Genomic DNA, 18,211 nt, shown 5'->3' with positions numbered 1-18,211 from the left:
ATTAATTATGCAAATGCTACTGGGATATTAATTTTGCCTAACGCAATGGCATCACGAGCAATCATTTTCTCTTCATTTGTCGGAATAACCGCACAAATAACACGAGCATCCTTATTAGAGATAATTCTTTCGCCATGGGAATTTGGCAGACTATTCATCTCGCTATCGATATTTACACCTAAAACGGCCAAATGCTCGATAACCAAACGGCGAATTAATACTGAGTTCTCACCGATTCCGCCGGTGAAAATAATGCCATCAAGACGATGCAGCGATGCGGCATGTCCGGCGATATGACGCGCAATCCGATGCACAAACGTTTTAATCGCCAGCTGCGCGCGCTCATGCCCTTCGTGCCAGGCTTTTTCTAACGTACGTAAGTCAGAGGACAGACCGGAAATACCCAGCAACCCGGACTCTTTATTCACTACGCGCTCAAGGTCGCCGAGCGTCTGGTTGGTTTCAGCGGCAATCCACGCCATCGCGCCGAAATCTACGTCGCCGCTGCGTGTGCCCATCATCAGCCCTTCCAGCGGCGTCATGCCCATCGAGGTATCAACGCTCTGCCCGTTACGTACCGCACAGATAGACGCGCCGTTGCCCAGATGCGCCACAACCAGACCAGAATCATCATTCTGCAGATCCAGAAGTTCATGCGCCCGTTGCGAAACATAGCGATGCGACGTGCCGTGGAAACCGTAACGACGAACGCCTAACTCCTCAAAATATTTCCACGGTAAACCGTACAGATAGGCTTCTGGGGCCATCGTCTGGTGGAAGCTGGTATCAAATACCGCGACCTGCTGCACGCCAGGGAAAAGGTGCTGAGCAGATTCAATCCCGCTCAGGTTCGCATAATTATGTAGCGGTGCTAATGGCGATACCCGGCGAATATTGTCGATAACTTCCTCAGTAATAATTGCTGATTCGGTAAAGATATTTCCGCCGTGGGCAATGCGGTGGCCAATTAAGGCCACGCTGTCCATTAAATTACGTTTTTCCAGTTCAACGGCAATCGCTTTTAATGCGTCTTCGTAGCTGTGGTGAGCCAGCTTAGCTGGCTCTCCTCCATTAATTGCTATGAACGCATTTTCAGAGTTAATACCGTCTGCAATTCCCGCCATTAAAACTTCACAGTTTGCTGCATCGAGCACTGAGAATTTAATGGAAGATGAACCACAGTTAATAACCAGTACTACCGGAAACTCATTCATTTCACTACTCCGCTCATCCTGAGCTTAAGGATTAAAACAGTTTGTAGACAATGTTCAGGATGGTCAGCAGACCAATCACGGTAACAAATACGTTATCCAGACGGCCACGGTATTTCGCCAGTGATGGCGCTTTACGGATGGCATACATCGGCAGCAGGCAGAGCAGAGAGGCAATAATCGGCGCGCCCATTGCTTCAATCAGGTCCAGGATGTTCGGGTTGGCGTATGCCACAACCCAGGTGGAACCCATGATGAAGATCATGCTGATGGTGTTGAGCTTGCCCATGGATACTTTGGTTTTATCGCCTTTGTAACCAAACTTCAGCACCAGACCGTTCAGACCTTCCAGCGTCCCCAGATAGTGGCCGAAGAAAGATTTGAAGATTGCAACCAGGGCGATGATTGAAGCACCGTATTCCAGAATGGTGGCGAAGGTAGACTTCGTACCGGACAGTGAAGCGAAGTGGTTCGCCAGGTAAGACAGCACTGGAATGTTTTGCGCTTTCGCATCCGCCATGTTTGCCGGAGAGAGCGTGAACAGGCAGCTAAAGGCGAAGAACATTACCACCGCAACCATCAGCATACTGGCGCGGGAGATGATTTTAGAACATTTCTGCTCGGTGAATTCGCGACCGTAATCTTTCTCATATTCTTCGCGTTTAGAGACGACGAAGGAAGAAACGATTGGCGAGAAGTTGAAAGAGAACACCATGATGGAAATACCCAGCCATACGGTAACCAGGATGCCGTCATGGCCAGTCAGGGCGATATTGCTGATATCAACCTGATCGATAACCGCAGAGTTCCAGTAAGGAATCAGTGACAGAGAGATAAGCACCAGGCTGGCAATGAACGGCCATACCAGGTAGCTCATCACTTTAACCATCAGATCTTTACCAAACCAGATGACGAATGCCATCAGCAGCAATAGAAACAGCGCCACGAAGCCACGGTTCAGCGCGGGCATCTGCAGCTGGTTTTCCCAGAAGGTCATAAAGGTGTTGGTAATGGTGACGCCATAAATCCACAGCAGCGGACAAATCGCAAAGAAGTAGAGGAACGTGATTACCACGCCGCCCGTTTTACCAAAGTGCTCTTCAACCGTTTCTGTGATGTTACCGGAAGGGTTAGAACCGGAAAGACACAGGCGTGCCAGCGCACGGTGGCAATAGAAAGCGATGGGGTATGCTAACACCAGCATGATCAGAATGGGGATCAGTCCGCCAAAACCTGCGCGGATAGGGAAGAACAGCACCCCTGCGCCGATGGCTGTACCAAATAAACCCAGTGTCCAGGTGGTGTCCGATTTGCGCCAGGACGACTGCTTTGTCTGGCTGGATACAATGCTATCAGTAGTACTCATATCCTATCCTCAACGAAGTATATTAAGCGTCAACTAAACCAGTAATTTGAGATACACGAGAAAGATCGATATTACCGCCAGAAATAATGCTGACTGTTTTTCTGTTCTGGATATAGCTATCTAATTTCCCGCTTAATAATGCTGCGCATGCCAGCGCACCGGCACCTTCAGTCACAACTTTATTTCGCTGAATTAATGCCACCATGCTGTTGCGAATTTCATCTTCGCTGACCAGGACAATGTCATCTACCAACTCACGAACGATTTCATACGTTAAAGTACCCGGGCGGGAGACGTCACAACCATCCGCCAGGGTGCCGGTCGTTCGGTGCGTGGTTATTTCTCCAGCGCGGAAAGAAGCCGCCATGCCGTGAACGTTTTCAGACTGTACGCCAATAATTTTAATGGTCGGGTTAATAGATTTAATTGCCACTGCAATACCTGCAATCAGTCCGCCGCCGCCAATTGGCACAATCACGTTATCGACATCGTACAGATCTTCGAGAATTTCCAGACCAATAGTGCCCTGACCGGCAATGACTTTCGGGTCATCATATGGCGGAATAAAGATACGGCCTTCCGTTTCCACAATCTCGCTAACCTTCGCGATGGTATCGTTGAAGTTGTCGCCGTGCAGCACAACTTCCGCGGAATAATCGCAGGTTGCCGCCACTTTAGACTTCGGTGCGCCTTTCGGCATCACCACTTTGCCGTCAATTCCGAGCATGGCGCAGGAGAGAGAAACCCCTTGCGCATGGTTCCCTGCAGAGCAAGCCACCACGCCTTTACATCTTTCAGCTTCGGTTAATGAACTGAGCTTGTTAAAAGCGCCACGGATTTTAAATGAACCGGTACGCTGCATGTTTTCAAACTTGAGGAAAATTTCCCCTTTGCAACGTTCACTAAAATAGTTAGAGCGAGGCATTCCCGTTTTATATATTTTCCCCGCCAGTCTTTTTTTCGCTTCGAGGATATCTTCAATTGCAACTGGGAGATCGTATGTAATGTGCATTAGAACCTCTTACCTGGGTATTAAAGTAAATAGATAGCCGTAACCATTGTCAGATATAGACAGATGGCGTTGAGTCCGTGTTAAAACAAATTCAATCTTTAATCAACTTCAACTAATTGCCTTCGTCTTCGACAATTATATGATGAATATTCCTTGGCTAATTCCACCAAAATAGATGCTGCTTTTTTAATTCGATAATTTTTCGACCACACGGCGGCATAACGCGCGACGGGTAACGTCTCTTGTACCGGGATAGTAATAAACTGGTTTGAGCCAAACGGTGTGGTCATGTCACAGGGAATTACTGTTAAGAAATCAGCATTGAGAACAAGATTATAAATGGTGACGACGGAGTCAGTATTAACGATGTTTTCACTGCTGATGCCATTATTTTGTAACGTAGTTAGAAGTTCGCGGTAGTATCCCATATTCGTTTGTGGCAACACCCACTGTTCGTTTTTCAACGCGCTCAGCGAGGTGATGCCGGTGCATGTTCGGGACTTGCTGGCGACCAGTATAAAGTCTGACTCAAAGAGCGGCTCAACATGGAGATCCTGTAGTTTCATCTCATCACTCAGCGTACCGATAGCGAAGTCGAGGCGCCCGTCACGAAGCGCGGGTAAGAACGAGGAGAGCTGCGCTTCGTACATGGAAACCTGCGCCTTCGGAAACACCTCTTTAAATTTTTTAATCATGCCGGACATAATGGTGAAGGCGATCAGTGAAGGAAAGCCAAACGACACATCAACCACTGCGTTACTCGTCATGCTGTTCATCTCATCAACCATGTTTTTCATTTCACGAGTAATGGATTCAGACCATGAGAGCATCACCTGACCTGCCTGAGTCAAGGTAACGCCGGTATTTTTACGCACCACTAACTCAATACCAAAATAAGCCTCAACATCATTAATGATTTTGCTGACCGCCGGTTGAGTTAAACCTAATTCTTTTGCAGCAGAACCGATAGAACCACTTCTAATGACTTCCTGAAAGACCACTAAGTGCTGTGTTTTAGGGAGAGAAATAGTATTCATATCGTCCTGCTCTAATAACTTTGTTGACGGCAGGAAGTTTACCAAATTAAGCAAACGAGGATATGTGCGACCACTCACAAATCCCCTTCCCTTACATTTTGTAAGATTATTATTAAATTGATAACTCCTTATTAATCATATAGATAGAAAATATCGATCTCACTTAACCCTGACTTTAATCAAAAAAAGATGGGGGGATAACGATTTTTTATGGCTATAACGACATCATTTTTGTTGTTATTTCTTCGAACCACGAAAGGCTATATTTCAATCAATTACAGAGTAATTATCGGTAAAAATGGCGCTTAAATTTAATAAGTAATTTATCAAATATAATTATATTTTATCGTTTATGGTGTTTAAATAACGCCATGCATCACATTTTTTTGCCTTGTTTGTTTGTAAAGAAACATTGCATTTATCAATATTTAAAACAATTAAAACAAATAATCACCATTAGCAACATTATATTAACACTGATTTTGCGCATTTTGTCAGCAACTAATTTTGTGATGGCGATCGATTGCGCGTGATTATTCTCGGTAAAAACGTATCGCGTAGCGTTTTGTGTTGCACATCACAAAACAAGAATTATCCCGAGAGACATTTCCTCTTATAAAAGAAGTCAGGAATATTAATAAGAACGAAATAAAGATTAGATGAATGGAAAATAAATGCCAGATTCGTGGTAAACCAGGCGCAGCGCCATCAGGCATGACAATCTACTCATACAGCAAAAACCCCGCCGAAGCGGGGTTTTATAAAGAGTGAAGCTGACCGATAAGCCGGGTTCTGTCGTGGACAGTCATTCATCTAGGCCAGCAATCGCTCACTGGCTCAAGCAGCCTACCCGGGTTCAGTACGGGCCGTACCTTGTGAACCCCTATTTGGCCTTGCTCCGGGTGGAGTTTACCGTGCCACGGACTGTTACCAGCCGCGCGGTGCGCTCTTACCGCACCCTTTCACCCTTACCTGATCCCACTTACGTGGGCCATCGGCGGTTTGCTCTCTGTTGCACTGGTCGTGGGTTTCCCCCCCAGGCGTTACCTGGCACCCTGCCCTATGGAGCCCGGACTTTCCTCCCCTCCGCCCGTCTCCCCCGAAGAGGACGACGACGAAGCGGCGACTGTCTGGTCAGCTTCGGCGCGCAGTATAGAGGGTTTGCGGGGCAATGTCACCCCGCACTGCGCATTCCTATCGCCAGCGTGGCGGCAATGTTCCTTGAAGCACGATAAATATTATCAAATGCCCCACGGAACGCCTCTTCCAGTGTGCTGATACTGGTCAATACGCTAAACACCGCGTCGATACCATATTGATGCACCACCGCCACATCATGCGTCAGGCTGCCGCCAATACCAATCACTGGCTTGTGGTACTTCTTCGCGACATTCGCCACACCTACCGGCACTTTGCCGTGAATACTCTGGCTGTCGATCCGCCCCTCGCCAGTCACTACCAGCGTGCAATCGTGAATATGTTCTTCCAGATTAAGCGCCTGAGTCACAATCTCTATCCCACTGCGCAGATCCGCGCCTAAAAAAGCCATTAACGCTGCGCCCATCCCACCAGCCGCACCGGCGCCGGGAACGTCCTTCACGTCGACCCGCAGCGATTTTTTAATGATGTCAGCATAGTGAGACAGATTACGGTCCAGTTCGAGAATACGTTCTTCCGTTGCCCCTTTCTGCGGGCCAAAGATACGTGAAGCGCCAGTGTCGCCGGTGAGTGGATTGGTCACATCACAGGCTACGCGAATTGAACAGGTTTTTAAGCGAGGATCCAGGCCCGAGATATCGATGGCGTTCAGACTCATCAGGCTACCACCGCCGTAGCCAATGTCAGTCCCGTTGGCATCACAGAGTTTCGCCCCCAGCGCCTGCGCCATACCTGCGCCGCCGTCGTTGGTCGCGCTACCGCCAATGCCGATAATGATGCTTTGTGCGCCGCTGTTCAGCGCCTGCAAAATCAACTCCCCGGTACCGCGCGACGTAGTGACTAACGGATTGCGCTTTTCAGGAGGAACCAGCGCCAGACCACTGGCTGCCGCCATTTCGATAAACGCGGTTTTACCGTCCCCGGACATGCCCCAGCAGGCATTCACTTTTTCGCCCAGCGGCCCCGTCACCCACGCGGAATGTTCACTCCCCTGCGTGGCGGCAATCATGGCTTCGACCGTTCCTTCGCCGCCGTCGGCAACCGGTACAGACACATATTGCGCATCGGGGAAAATTTCCCGAAATCCTTTTTCTATTGCCTGAGCCACCTCGGTGGCAGAAAGGCTTTCTTTATAAGAGTCTGGGGCAATTACGATTTTCATAGTTATGTAGCCTGAAAGTGCCGCGCAAGGCAAGAAATACAGGGCGCGCATCCGCGCCCTTCTTGTTAGCGAGTGACTTCCACTTTCGCCAGTTTTTCGTAGTAGCAGGCGAGCGCGCTATGATCGGCGGTGCCCAACCCATCTGCGCGTAGCGCCTGCATCATCTCCATGACAGCAGCCGTCAGCGGCAACTGAGCGCCAACGCCATGCGAGGTATCCAGCGCATTGGCCAGATCTTTAATATGCAGGTCAATGCGGAAACCCGGTTTGAAGTTGCGGTCCATCACCATCGGCGCTTTCGCATCCAGTACGGTGCTGCCCGCCAGCCCGCCACGAATGGCCTGATACACCAGATCCGGATTCACGCCCGCTTTAGTCGCCAGCGTCAGTGCTTCAGACATCGCCGCAATGTTCAGCGCCACAATCACCTGATTAGCCAGTTTGGTCACGTTGCCTGCGCCAATCTCGCCGGTATGCACCACGGAACCCGCCATCGCTTTCAGCAGATCGTAGTACTTGTCGAAAATCGCTTTATCGCCGCCGACCATCACTGACAACGTACCGTCAATCGCTTTTGGCTCGCCGCCGCTGACCGGCGCATCCAGCATATCCACACCTTTCGCTTTCAGCGCCTCGCTGATTTCACGGCTGGCTAGCGGTGCGATGGAACTCATATCGATCAGTACCGTCCCCGGTTTCGCCCCTTCAATGATGCCGCCTTCGCCCAGCGCCACCTCTTTCACGTGCGGAGAGTTCGGCAGCATGGTGATGATCACATCACATTGCTCGGCAATGTCTTTCGCCGTGGCGGCGGTTTCTGCGCCTGCGGCAATCACGTCCGCAATGGATTCCGGGTTACGGTCAGCAACCACCAGCGAGTAACCTGCCTTGAGGAGGTTTTTACTCATTGGTTTACCCATGATACCGAGGCCAATAAAACCAACTTTCATTGTCATGTCTTTATCTCTCTCTACTGTCGATGGTGGTTATTTCTTAAAAGAATCAGCCAGTTTCTGCGTGGCTGAACGGAACACGCCAAGGTCGCTGCCGACGGCAACAAACGTCGCGCCCCACTCCAGATAACGCCGCGCATCCGCCTCTACCGGGGCCAGAATGCCGCTGGGTTTGCCGTGGGCTTTCGCGCGGGCGAAAATGTGCTGGATAGCTTTCTGCACATCGGGATGGGACGCATTGCCGAGGTGGCCTAACGCCGCAGCCAGATCGCTGGGGCCGACGAAGATACCGTCAACGCCTTCGGTCGCCGCGATTGCATCAACGTTATCAACGCCCTGCTGACTTTCGATCTGCACGATGATGGTGATGTTCTTATTCGACTGCGCAAAATAGTCCGGCACGGTGCCAAACATATTGGCGCGGTGGGATACGGACACGCCGCGAATACCTTCCGGTGGATAGCGAGTTGACGCCACCGCGCTCACCGCCTCTTCTTCGGTCTCAACAAACGGGATCAGGAAGTTGTAAAACCCGATATCCAGCAGACGCTTAATAATCACCGGCTCGTTGGTCGGCACCCGTACCACCGGCGCGCTGGCGCTACCTTTAAGCGCCATCAATTGCGGGATAAACGTCGAGATATCGTTCGGCGCATGTTCGCCGTCCAGCACCAGCCAGTCGAAACCCGCCAGACCTAAAACTTCAGTGCTGATTGGACTGGCTAATGCAGACCAGCAGCCAATCTGAATCTGCTGCGCCGCGAGGGCCGCTTTAAACTTATTCGGGAAAATCGTGTTATTCATCGCCTATACCTTTGTTTATTTCTGCAATTCCATACGTTTAATGTCACCGACAATAAACAGGTAGCAAACCATTGCCATCAGCGCTGAGCACCCTACAAACATCAGCGCGGCATTAAATGAGTGCAACTCGCTCACCAGATACCCAATCACCAACGGAGTAACAATGGAGGCCACGTTGCCAAATACGTTAAATACGCCACCACACAGGCCGACAATCTCTTTCGGCGCGGTATCGGAAATCACCGGCCAGCCCAACGCCCCGAAGCCTTTGCCGAAGAACGCCAGCGCCATCAGCGCGACTACCAGAGCGGTGTTATCGGTGTAGTTACACAGAATAATGGTCGATGCGAGCAGCATGCCGAGCACAATCGGCAGCTTACGCGCCAGGGTGATGCTGGAGCCACGTTTAATCAGATAATCAGAGAACACCCCACCCAGCACGCCGCCAATGAATCCACATAGCGCCGGAATAGACGCCACCAGACCAACTTTGAGGATCGACATACCTTTTTCCTGTACCAGGTAAATCGGGAACCAGGTAAGGAAAAACCAGGTAATTGTGTTAATAAAATACTGTCCGAAGAACACGCCAAGCATCATACGGTTGGTCAGCAACTGCTTGATATAATGCAGCTTAGGACCACCTGACTTCACATCTCCCGGCTTCTTATGGTCCATATCTACGACCGCACCGTTTTCAGAGATAAACTTCAGCTCTTCTTGCGACATACGCGGGTGATCGGTTGGGTTATGAATAAACTTTACCCATAGCCCGGTGAGCACAAAACCAATCGCCCCCATCACGGTAAAGACGTGCTCCCAGCCCCAGGCGAAGGTCAGCCAGCCCAGCAGCGGCGAAAACAGCGCCAGGGAAAAATACTGTGCGGAGTTAAAAATCGCGGATGCCGTACCGCGCTCTTTGGTCGGGAACCAGGCCGCCACGATACGGGCGTTGGCCGGGAAGGAAGGCGCTTCCGAGAAGCCCAACATAAAGCGCATGATGAACATTGAAATACCTGCCCAGGCCAGCGGGAACATGTCCACAAAGCCCTGCAGGAAGGTAAACAGCGACCAGAAGAACAGGCTCCAGGTATAGACTTTCTTCGAGCCGAACTTATCGAGCAGCCAGCCGCCGGGGATTTGCATCAGCAGGTAAGCCCAACCGAAGGCGGAAAAAATATACCCCATTGAGATGGCGCTGAGGTGCAACTCTTTCGCCACTTCCGTGCCGGCAATTGACAGCGTCGCACGGTCCGCATAGTTAACGGCAGTTACAATAAAAATTATCAGTAATATTAAATAGCGGGTATGTGTACCTTTCTTTTTCTCGACAATTGTATCCAGAATCATTCTATTTACCTCGGGCACATAAAAATGTTTTTATTATTATTTGTTAGCTATCCCTGGTGATAAATTACCGATAATAAAAACACATAATAATTTATCAGACGTTATGAAACCGTGATTTAGTATAATCAGCAGCGCAACGTTAATCATTGTGCAAAGGCTCATTTATCGCGCGTTATTAAAATAATATCTTGGGCATATGCACACACCCATGGGCGCTGATGCACACATTTACTGATTAGTCCCCTTGGTGGTACGGTCCTGCTGAGTTTAAGTGATCATGATCACATTCTTAATTTTAAACTCCTGACATTCTTATTTCACGATACCGAATATTTATTACTGATAATTGGATTCAAAATATAAATATCCACACTATTATTACCACCTTGCTGGAGAATACTGGACAATGGCCGACATCGAAATCAGACAAGAATCGCCCTCGGCGTTTTATATTAAAGTTCACGCAACAGATAATGTGGCGATTATTGTCAATGACAATGGTCTGAAAGCCGGAACGCGTTTCCCGGATGGGCTGGAGCTGATTGAACATATTCCCCAGGGTCATAAAGTGGCGCTATGCGATATTCCTGTTCACGGCGAAATTGTGCGGTATGGCGAAGTGATAGGCTATGCCGTACGCGATATCCCGCGCGGTAGCTGGATTGATGAATCCATGGTTGAGCTGCCCAAGGCCCCGCCGCTGGAGACGCTGCCGCTGGCGACCAAAGTACCGGAGCCGCTACCGCCTCTTGAGGGTTATACCTTTGAAGGCTATCGCAATGCAGACGGCAGCGTTGGCACCAAGAATCTGCTCGGCATCTCCACCAGCGTACACTGCGTAGCGGGCGTGGTGGATTATGTGGTGAAAATCATTGAGCGCGATCTGCTCCCCAAATACCCGAATGTCGATGGCGTGGTGGGGCTTAATCACCTGTACGGCTGCGGGGTGGCGATTAACGCTCCGGCCGCCATTGTGCCGATTCGCACCATCCATAATATTGCGCTGAACCCCAACTTTGGCGGTGAAGTGATGGTTATTGGCCTCGGCTGCGAAAAACTGCAACCAGAGCGACTGCTGGAAGGGACTCATGATGTAAAAAGTATCCCGGTCGACAGCGCCAGCATCGTCAGCTTACAGGATGAAAAGCACGTCGGCTTTCAATCAATGGTTGCTGATATTTTGCAAGTGGCAGAACGCCATCTGGCAAAGCTCAACCAACGCCAACGTGAAACCTGCCCGGCATCAGAACTGGTGGTCGGTATGCAGTGCGGCGGTAGCGATGCCTTTTCCGGCGTCACGGCCAACCCGGCGGTCGGTTATGCCTCCGACCTGTTAGTACGCTGCGGCGCGACCGTGATGTTCTCGGAAGTGACCGAAGTGCGCGATGCTATCCATCTTCTTACCCCGCGCGCGATTAACGAAGAAGTAGGTAAGCGCCTGCTCGAAGAGATGGCCTGGTACGATAACTACCTGGATATGGGCAAGACTGACCGCAGCGCCAACCCTTCACCGGGCAACAAGAAAGGCGGTCTGGCAAACGTGGTGGAAAAAGCGCTGGGCTCAATCGCCAAATCAGGCAAGAGCGCCATCGTCGAAGTATTGTCGCCGGGCCAGCGCCCAACCAAACGAGGACTGATTTACGCCGCGACCCCCGCCAGCGATTTTGTCTGCGGTACACAGCAGGTTGCTTCCGGGATCACCGTGCAGGTATTCACCACCGGTCGCGGTACGCCGTACGGTCTGATGGCGGTGCCGGTGATAAAAATGGCGACGCGTACTGAGCTGGCCAATCGTTGGTTTGACCTGATGGACATCAACGCCGGTACCATCGCCACCGGAGAAGAAACCATTGAAGACGTGGGTCTGAAATTGTTCGAGTTTATTCTCGAGGTCGCCAGCGGGCGTAAGAAAACCTTCTCGGATCAGTGGGGACTGCATAATCAACTGGCGGTGTTTAACCCAGCGCCTGTGACCTGATTGCTGAAAGTGAAATTCGATTACAGGTCGGGGAGTTCGAAAACTTTCCGACCTTTTTGTCAAATACTCACCAAAACAACCTCAATCCCATGCTTACGTAAGCCTTCCAGACTCTCCTCTGGAATATTTTCATCAACAATAATCATATCGATCCGCTGGGTATCAATGATCTTATGCAGACTGGAGCGATTAAACTTCGTCGAGTCGGTAACAACGATTATGCGCTCCGCGACTTCACTCATCCGGCGATTGAGACGCGCTTCATCCTCATTGTGTGTACTAACACCACGCTCTAAGTCGATAGCATCAACGCCAAGAAACAGCATGTCGAAGTGATAATTTTGTAGCGATTGCTCAGCCTGATCGCCATAAAAGGATTGCGACTGACGACGCAAATGACCGCCGGTCATCAGCAGCTCAACCCCTTCGGCTTCCAGTAACGCATTAGCGACATTCATACCATTAGTCATTGCAATCACATTGGTATGCTGGCGCATCAGGCGGGCAATTTCATACGTCGTGGTGCCGGAATCAAGGATCACGCGGTGCCCCGGTTTAATCAACTCTGCGGCGGCTCTGGCAATACTGCGTTTTACCGCCGTATTGAGCGAACTTTTGTCTTCAACAGAAGGCTCAACACCAGGCGTAGTGCTATCGCAAATCAGCGCCCCACCATAGGCGCGTACCGCAATCCCCTGTTTTTCCAGAAAAGCGAGGTCGTTACGAATCGTGACCGTGGAGACGCCATAAAATAAGGAAAGATCGTTAACCTGAACGCTTCCCTGCTGCCGTAACCGCTGGATGATCTGCTCGCGCCTTTCGCTGGTGCCGATAACGCGCTTGTCTGCAGAAGACTCGGTGTTACTCATAAGAAATCCTTTAGTTGTCTCTTTCGTTTTATTTCGTTTTGTCTATTAACGCCTTTCTTTTACGCGAATGCAAGCCCCACAAGCAGGGAAGAGTCGAACGGATTCACGCTGAAATCTTTCATTGCGTTTCTTTTGTGAAACAGATCGGAAAACCATTATCTTTCGTTTTATTTTTAAATCACCATGATGCAGTATTAAATGAAACAAAACGAAAGATTGATGTCGCAGTTATCTGACCTGGAGAGGAAAGTGAAACATCTAACTAAAATAGTCGAGCAACATAAACGGGGGAAGGCAAACGGGATTTATGCCGTTTGTTCCGCGCATCCAATCGTACTGGAAGCCGCAATACGCTACGCCCATGCCAATCATACACCGCTATTGATCGAAGCAACTTCTAATCAGGTTGACCAGTTTGGCGGCTATACGGGTATGACACCAGCCGATTTTCGCAGTTTTGTCTGCGGTTTAGCCGACTCGCTTAATTTTTCTCAGGATATGCTGATTCTCGGTGGAGACCACCTTGGACCAAACCGTTGGCAACATCTGCCAGCAGAACAAGCAATGGCCAACGCTGACGATCTGATCAAGAGTTATGTCGCCGCTGGCTTTAAAAAGATCCACCTTGATTGCAGCATGTCTTGTGCTAACGACCCGGTTCCACTCACGGATGAAATCGTCGCTGAGCGCGCCGCGCGCCTGGCAAAAGTTGCCGAAGAAACCTGTATTGCGCATTTTGGTGAATCTGACCTGGTCTATGTAATTGGCACAGAAGTCCCGGTTCCTGGCGGCGCTCACGAAGCATTAACCGAACTGGCGGTAACAACGCCGGATGCGGCACGCGCAACGCTGCAGGCCCACTATCACGCCTTTGAAAAGCGCGGACTGGAAGGTATCTGGCCGCGTATCATCGCCCTGGTGGTGCAACCCGGCGTCGAATTCGACCACACCCACATCATTGATTACCAACCGCAGAAAGCCGTGTCACTCAGCAAAATGGTGGAAGACTACGACACGCTGATTTTTGAAGCGCATTCTACCGATTACCAAACGCCTCAGTCCTTGCGCCAGTTGGTTAAAGATCATTTCGCGATCCTGAAAGTCGGCCCGGCGCTGACCTTTGCCCTGCGCGAAGCGTTATTTTCATTAGCCGCTATTGAAGAGGAATTACTGCCCGCAAAAGCCAGCTCAGGCCTGCGACATGTCCTGGAAAGCGTGATGCTTGATCGACCAGAGTACTGGCAGAGCCACTATCACGGCGATGGAAACGCGCGCCGTTTGGCCCGCGGATATAGCTACTCAGATCGGGTTCGTTACTACTGGCCGGACAGCCAGATTGATGAGGCATTCGAACGTCTGGTACGTAACCTGGCCGACGAACCGATCCCGTTACCGCTGATTAGCCAGTATCTACCCTTGCAGTACGTAAAAGTGCGCGAGGGAGATCTCAGCGCGACTCCGCGAGAACTCATCATTAACCATATTCAGGACATACTGCAGCAATATCACTGCGCCAGCCTGGGTGATTCATCCCATAACGCATAACAAGAAAGAGAAAAATACCATGCCAAACATTGTATTAAGTCGCATTGACGAACGTTTAATTCACGGTCAGGTCGGTGTGCAATGGGTCGGATTTGCGGGGGCAAATCTGGTGCTGGTCGCCAATGATGAGGTGGCTGAAGATCCGGTGCAGCAAAACCTGATGGAAATGGTTCTGGCGGAAGGGATTGCCGTGCGCTTCTGGTCACTACAAAAAGTAATCGACAATATTCACCGTGCCGCCGATCGCCAGAAAATTTTGCTGGTCTGCAAATCGCCTGCGGATTTCTACCGTCTGGTCGAAGGCGGTGTTCCTGTTAATCGTATCAACGTTGGCAACATGCACTATGCCAACGGCAAGCAGCAAATCGCCAAAACGGTTTCTGTAGACGCTGCCGATATAGCGGCGTTCAACGGGTTGAAAGCCGCTGGGGTGGAATGCTTCGTTCAGGGCGTTCCCACAGAACCCGCCCAGGACCTCTATAAACTTCTCTGAGGGATTCACAATGGAAATCAGTCTGTTGCAGGCTTTTGCGTTGGGTATTCTCGCCTTTATTGCAGGCCTGGATATGTTCAACGGGTTAACGCACATGCACCGCCCGGTTGTTCTCGGGCCGCTGGTCGGCCTGATTCTGGGCGATCTGCATACCGGTATTTTAACCGGGGGTACGCTGGAACTGGTGTGGATGGGTCTGGCTCCGCTGGCGGGAGCACAGCCGCCAAACGTCATCATCGGCACCATCGTGGGGACGACTTTCGCCATCACCACTGGCGTAAAACCGGAAGTCGCTGTCGGTGTCGCTGTACCGTTCGCGGTAGCGGTACAAATGGGTATTACCTTCCTCTTCTCCGTGATGTCCGGGGTGATGGCGCGCTGCGATCGCATGGCGGCGAATGCCGATACAGACGGAATTGAGCGGGTCAACTATCTGGCGTTACTGGCGCTGGGGACGTTCTACTTCTTATGCGCTTTCCTGCCGATTTACTTTGGCGCGGAACATGCCAAAACAGCTATAGATGTTCTGCCGACCCGCCTAATTGACGGCCTCGGCGTGGCAGGCGGCATCATGCCAGCTATCGGTTTCGCCGTACTGCTGAAAATCATGATGAAAAACGTCTACATCCCTTACTTCATCCTGGGTTTTGTCGCCGCCGCCTGGCTCAAACTCCCTGTGCTGGCTATCGCCGCCGCAGCACTGGCCATGGCGCTGATCGATTTTCTGCGTAAATCACCTGAACCTACAGCTCCCGCAGCACAAAAAGAGGAATTCGAAGATGGCATCTAATCAAACGGCTCTGCCGAACGTTTCCGAAACCGAAGAAACGCTGCTGTCCGGCACGAATGAAAACGTCTACGAAGACCAGAATATCGGTGCCGAGCTGACGAAAAAAGATATCAACCGTGTTGCCTGGCGTTCCATGTTGTTACAGGCCTCTTTCAACTATGAACGTATGCAGGCATCAGGATGGTTATACGGTCTGTTACCTGCACTGAAAAAGATCCATACCAACAAGCGAGATCTGGCGCGTTCAATGAAAGGCCATATGGGCTTCTTCAACACGCACCCGTTCCTGGTCACGTTTGTTATCGGGATTATCCTGGCAATGGAACGCTCCAAGCAGGATGTGAACAGTATTCAAAGTACCAAGATTGCCGTCGGTGCGCCGCTTGGCGGTATCGGTGATGCCATGTTCTGGTTAACGTTATTGCCTATTTGCGGCGGTATCGGGGCAAGCCTGGCGCTACAAGGCTCTATTCTTGGCGCTGTTGTCTTTATTGTGATGTTTAACGTGGTTCATCTTGGTCTGCGCTTTGGGCTGGCACACTATGCTTATCGAATGGGCGTTGCAGCTATCCCACTGATTAAAGCTAACACCAAAAAGGTTGGACATGCGGCATCTATCGTTGGGATGACGGTGATCGGCGCGCTGGTAGCGACCTATGTTCGCCTGAGCACCACGCTGGAAATTACTGCTGGCGATGCGGTTGTGAAACTACAGACAGACGTTATAGACAAGCTGATGCCTGCATTTTTGCCGCTGGTCTACACATTGACCATGTTCTGGCTGGTTCGTCGTGGCTGGAGTCCTCTGCGTCTTATCGCCATTACCGTGGTGCTCGGCATCGTGGGTAAGTTCTGTCACTTCCTGTAAATGTAAGGGGTTGTAGATGTTAGGTATTATTTTGACGGGTCATGGCGGGTTTGCCAGCGGAATGGAAAAAGCGATGAAACAGATTTTAGGTGAACAGACTCAGTTCATCGCCATCGACTTTCCGGAAACCTCAACCACAGCCTTACTCACCTCGCAACTTGAACAGGCAGTGAGTGAACTGGATGCTCAGCAAGACATCGTGTTTCTGACTGACTTGTTGGGCGGAACACCATTTCGCGTCGCTTCCACACTGGCCATGCAAAGACAAGGTACTGAAGTGATCACCGGCACCAATCTGCAACTGCTGCTGGAAATGGTACTGGAACGCGACGGCCTGAGCAGCGAAGCGTTTCGTTTGCAGGCGCTGGAATGCGGACATCGGGGGTTGACCAGCCTGGTGGACGAGCTGGGACGCTGTCGCGAGGAAAAACCCGTCGAGGAAGGGATATGATACAGGTGCTACGCGCCAAGCGTCTGCTCACGGAACAAGGCTGGCTGGACGATCATCAGGTGCGTATTGAGGATGGCACCATTAGAGCCATTGAGCCTATCGTCTCAGGCGTGATGGTGCGCGATGCTGAGCTGTTGTGCCCTGCATATATCGATACCCATGTGCATGGAGGCGCAGGTGTCGATGTCATGGATGATGCGCCGGATACGCTCGACAAGCTGGCAATGCACAAAGCGCGCGAAGGGGTAGCCAGTTGGCTACCCACCACCGTCACCGCCCCATTACCAGATATTCACCGCGCATTGAAACGTATTGCCCACCGCTACTATTCCGGCGGGCCTGGCGCGCAGGTACTGGGGAGTTATCTTGAAGGGCCGTACTTTACGCCACAGAACAAAGGGGCGCATCCGCCTGAGCTCTTCAGGGAACTGGAGCTCAGGGAGCTGGATGAACTGATTGCGATTTCCCAACAAACATTGCGCGTCGTTGCGCTGGCGCCAGAAAAAACCGGCGCATTGCAGGCTATCAAACATCTGAAGCAGCGCAACGTACGGGTGATGCTGGGCCACAGCGCAGCCACCTGGGAGCAAACCCGCGCCGCCTTTGATGTCGGGGCTGATGGACTGGTTCACTGCTATAACGGTATGACCGGTTTACACCACCGGGAGCCCGGAATGGTTGGCGCAGGGTTAACCGACTCTCGCGCCTGGCTGGAGCTTATCGCTGACGGACACCATGTCCACCCGGCGGCCATGAAGCTGTGCTGCTGTTGCGCAAAAGACAGACTGGTGCTGATCACCGATGCGATGCAGGCTGCTGGTATGCCGGACGGGCGCTATACGCTCTGCGGTGAGGAAGTGGAAATGTGCAGCGGTATTGTGCGTACCGCTTCCGGTGGCCTGGCGGGCAGCACGCTCTCGGTTGATGCAGCCGTACGTAATATGGTCGAGTTCACCGGGATTACCTCTGAAGAGGCGATCCACATGGCTTCGCTCCATCCCGCTCGCCTGTTGGGAATCGATCGCCAACGCGGATCGTTAGCGGTGGGCAAAAATGCCGACATTATCGCCCTCAATAGCGGCCTGCATTTGCAGCAGATCTGGATTCAGGGTCAGGCTCTCCCCCTTTAGACCTTTCATTTTGTCTCGTATTGGCCTGCGGTCT

At 51.2% G+C, this 18,211-nt stretch carries 16 protein-coding genes and 1 other RNA gene; 7 read left to right on the top strand and 10 right to left on the bottom strand.

The window, feature by feature from the left end:
* Positions 1 to 5: 5 nt before the first annotated feature.
* The 9 genes from tdcD to garP all read right to left on the bottom strand — a co-directional run bounded on the left by tdcD (position 6) and on the right by garP (position 10,053).
* Positions 6 to 1,214: a propionate kinase gene (gene tdcD, locus OGV69_RS03390; RefSeq protein ID WP_038634108.1), complete on the bottom strand. Its 1,209-nt coding sequence runs from the start codon at positions 1,212 to 1,214 to the stop codon at positions 6 to 8.
* Positions 1,215 to 1,245: 31 nt separating this feature from the next.
* Positions 1,246 to 2,577, bottom strand: coding sequence for a threonine/serine transporter TdcC (gene tdcC, locus OGV69_RS03385; RefSeq protein WP_006687934.1), 1,332 nt, complete (start codon positions 2,575 to 2,577; stop codon positions 1,246 to 1,248).
* 22 nt (positions 2,578 to 2,599) lie between these two features.
* Positions 2,600 to 3,589 (bottom strand): bifunctional threonine ammonia-lyase/L-serine ammonia-lyase TdcB, encoded by a 990-nt coding sequence (tdcB, locus tag OGV69_RS03380; protein WP_042311192.1) that lies wholly within the window; start codon positions 3,587 to 3,589, stop codon positions 2,600 to 2,602.
* Between the two features lie 98 nt (positions 3,590 to 3,687).
* Positions 3,688 to 4,626, bottom strand: coding sequence for a transcriptional regulator TdcA (tdcA, locus tag OGV69_RS03375; protein ID WP_038634113.1), 939 nt, complete (start codon positions 4,624 to 4,626; stop codon positions 3,688 to 3,690).
* Positions 4,627 to 5,391: 765 nt separating this feature from the next.
* Positions 5,392 to 5,768: RNase P RNA component class A (rnpB, locus tag OGV69_RS03370), an RNA gene on the bottom strand.
* Between the two features lie 32 nt (positions 5,769 to 5,800).
* Positions 5,801 to 6,946 (bottom strand): glycerate 2-kinase, encoded by a 1,146-nt coding sequence (gene garK, locus OGV69_RS03365; RefSeq protein WP_069324377.1) that lies wholly within the window; start codon positions 6,944 to 6,946, stop codon positions 5,801 to 5,803.
* A gap of 65 nt (positions 6,947 to 7,011) precedes the next feature.
* Entirely contained in the window at positions 7,012 to 7,902 is an 891-nt protein-coding gene (gene garR / locus OGV69_RS03360; RefSeq protein WP_038634119.1) for a 2-hydroxy-3-oxopropionate reductase, read from the bottom strand.
* Positions 7,903 to 7,932: 30 nt separating this feature from the next.
* Positions 7,933 to 8,703: a 2-dehydro-3-deoxyglucarate aldolase gene (garL, locus tag OGV69_RS03355; protein WP_069324378.1), complete on the bottom strand. Its 771-nt coding sequence runs from the start codon at positions 8,701 to 8,703 to the stop codon at positions 7,933 to 7,935.
* A gap of 15 nt (positions 8,704 to 8,718) precedes the next feature.
* On the bottom strand, positions 8,719 to 10,053 hold the full coding sequence (garP, locus tag OGV69_RS03350; RefSeq protein ID WP_038634125.1) for a galactarate/glucarate/glycerate transporter GarP: 1,335 nt from the start codon (positions 10,051 to 10,053) through the stop codon (positions 8,719 to 8,721).
* 406 nt (positions 10,054 to 10,459) lie between these two features.
* On the opposite strand from garP, the gene garD reads away from it, so the two are divergent.
* Complete coding sequence (gene garD / locus OGV69_RS03345) at positions 10,460 to 12,031, top strand: galactarate dehydratase (RefSeq protein WP_038634129.1); 1,572 nt, start codon at positions 10,460 to 10,462, stop codon at positions 12,029 to 12,031.
* Positions 12,032 to 12,090: 59 nt separating this feature from the next.
* On the opposite strand, the gene OGV69_RS03340 is transcribed toward garD, so the two are convergent.
* Positions 12,091 to 12,900 (bottom strand): DeoR family transcriptional regulator, encoded by an 810-nt coding sequence (locus OGV69_RS03340; RefSeq protein ID WP_038634132.1) that lies wholly within the window; start codon positions 12,898 to 12,900, stop codon positions 12,091 to 12,093.
* Positions 12,901 to 13,119: 219 nt separating this feature from the next.
* On the opposite strand from OGV69_RS03340, the gene kbaZ reads away from it, so the two are divergent.
* The 6 genes from kbaZ to nagA are packed head-to-tail and all read left to right on the top strand — an operon-like array spanning position 13,120 to position 18,177.
* Positions 13,120 to 14,445, top strand: coding sequence for a tagatose-bisphosphate aldolase subunit KbaZ (gene kbaZ / locus OGV69_RS03335; RefSeq protein ID WP_074458512.1), 1,326 nt, complete (start codon positions 13,120 to 13,122; stop codon positions 14,443 to 14,445).
* A 19-nt stretch (positions 14,446 to 14,464) separates the two neighbouring features.
* A complete protein-coding gene (agaV, locus tag OGV69_RS03330; protein ID WP_038634137.1) occupies positions 14,465 to 14,938 on the top strand; it encodes a PTS N-acetylgalactosamine transporter subunit IIB in 474 nt (157 codons plus the stop codon).
* 10 nt (positions 14,939 to 14,948) lie between these two features.
* Positions 14,949 to 15,728, top strand: a complete 780-nt coding sequence (agaW, locus tag OGV69_RS03325) for a PTS N-acetylgalactosamine transporter subunit IIC (RefSeq protein WP_038634140.1) — start codon at positions 14,949 to 14,951, stop codon at positions 15,726 to 15,728.
* Entirely contained in the window at positions 15,718 to 16,596 is an 879-nt protein-coding gene (gene agaE, locus OGV69_RS03320) for a PTS N-acetylgalactosamine transporter subunit IID (protein ID WP_038634142.1), read from the top strand. Before agaW ends, agaE begins: the two co-directional genes overlap by 11 nt.
* Before the next feature lie 16 nt (positions 16,597 to 16,612).
* Positions 16,613 to 17,047: a PTS galactosamine/N-acetylgalactosamine transporter subunit IIA gene (agaF, locus tag OGV69_RS03315; protein WP_038634146.1), complete on the top strand. Its 435-nt coding sequence runs from the start codon at positions 16,613 to 16,615 to the stop codon at positions 17,045 to 17,047.
* Positions 17,044 to 18,177 (top strand): N-acetylglucosamine-6-phosphate deacetylase, encoded by a 1,134-nt coding sequence (gene nagA / locus OGV69_RS03310; protein WP_069324379.1) that lies wholly within the window; start codon positions 17,044 to 17,046, stop codon positions 18,175 to 18,177. The genes agaF and nagA overlap by 4 nt, the downstream gene beginning before the upstream one ends.
* The last annotated feature ends 34 nt before the right edge of the window (positions 18,178 to 18,211 follow it).

The sequence above is a fragment of the Citrobacter sp. Cc139 genome, assembly GCF_030334645.1.
GTDB classification, from domain to species: Bacteria; Pseudomonadota; Gammaproteobacteria; order Enterobacterales; family Enterobacteriaceae; genus Citrobacter; species Citrobacter werkmanii.
The sequence above is the reverse complement of the archived record's forward strand: the minus strand, read 5'-3'. Positions and strand labels throughout refer to the sequence as shown.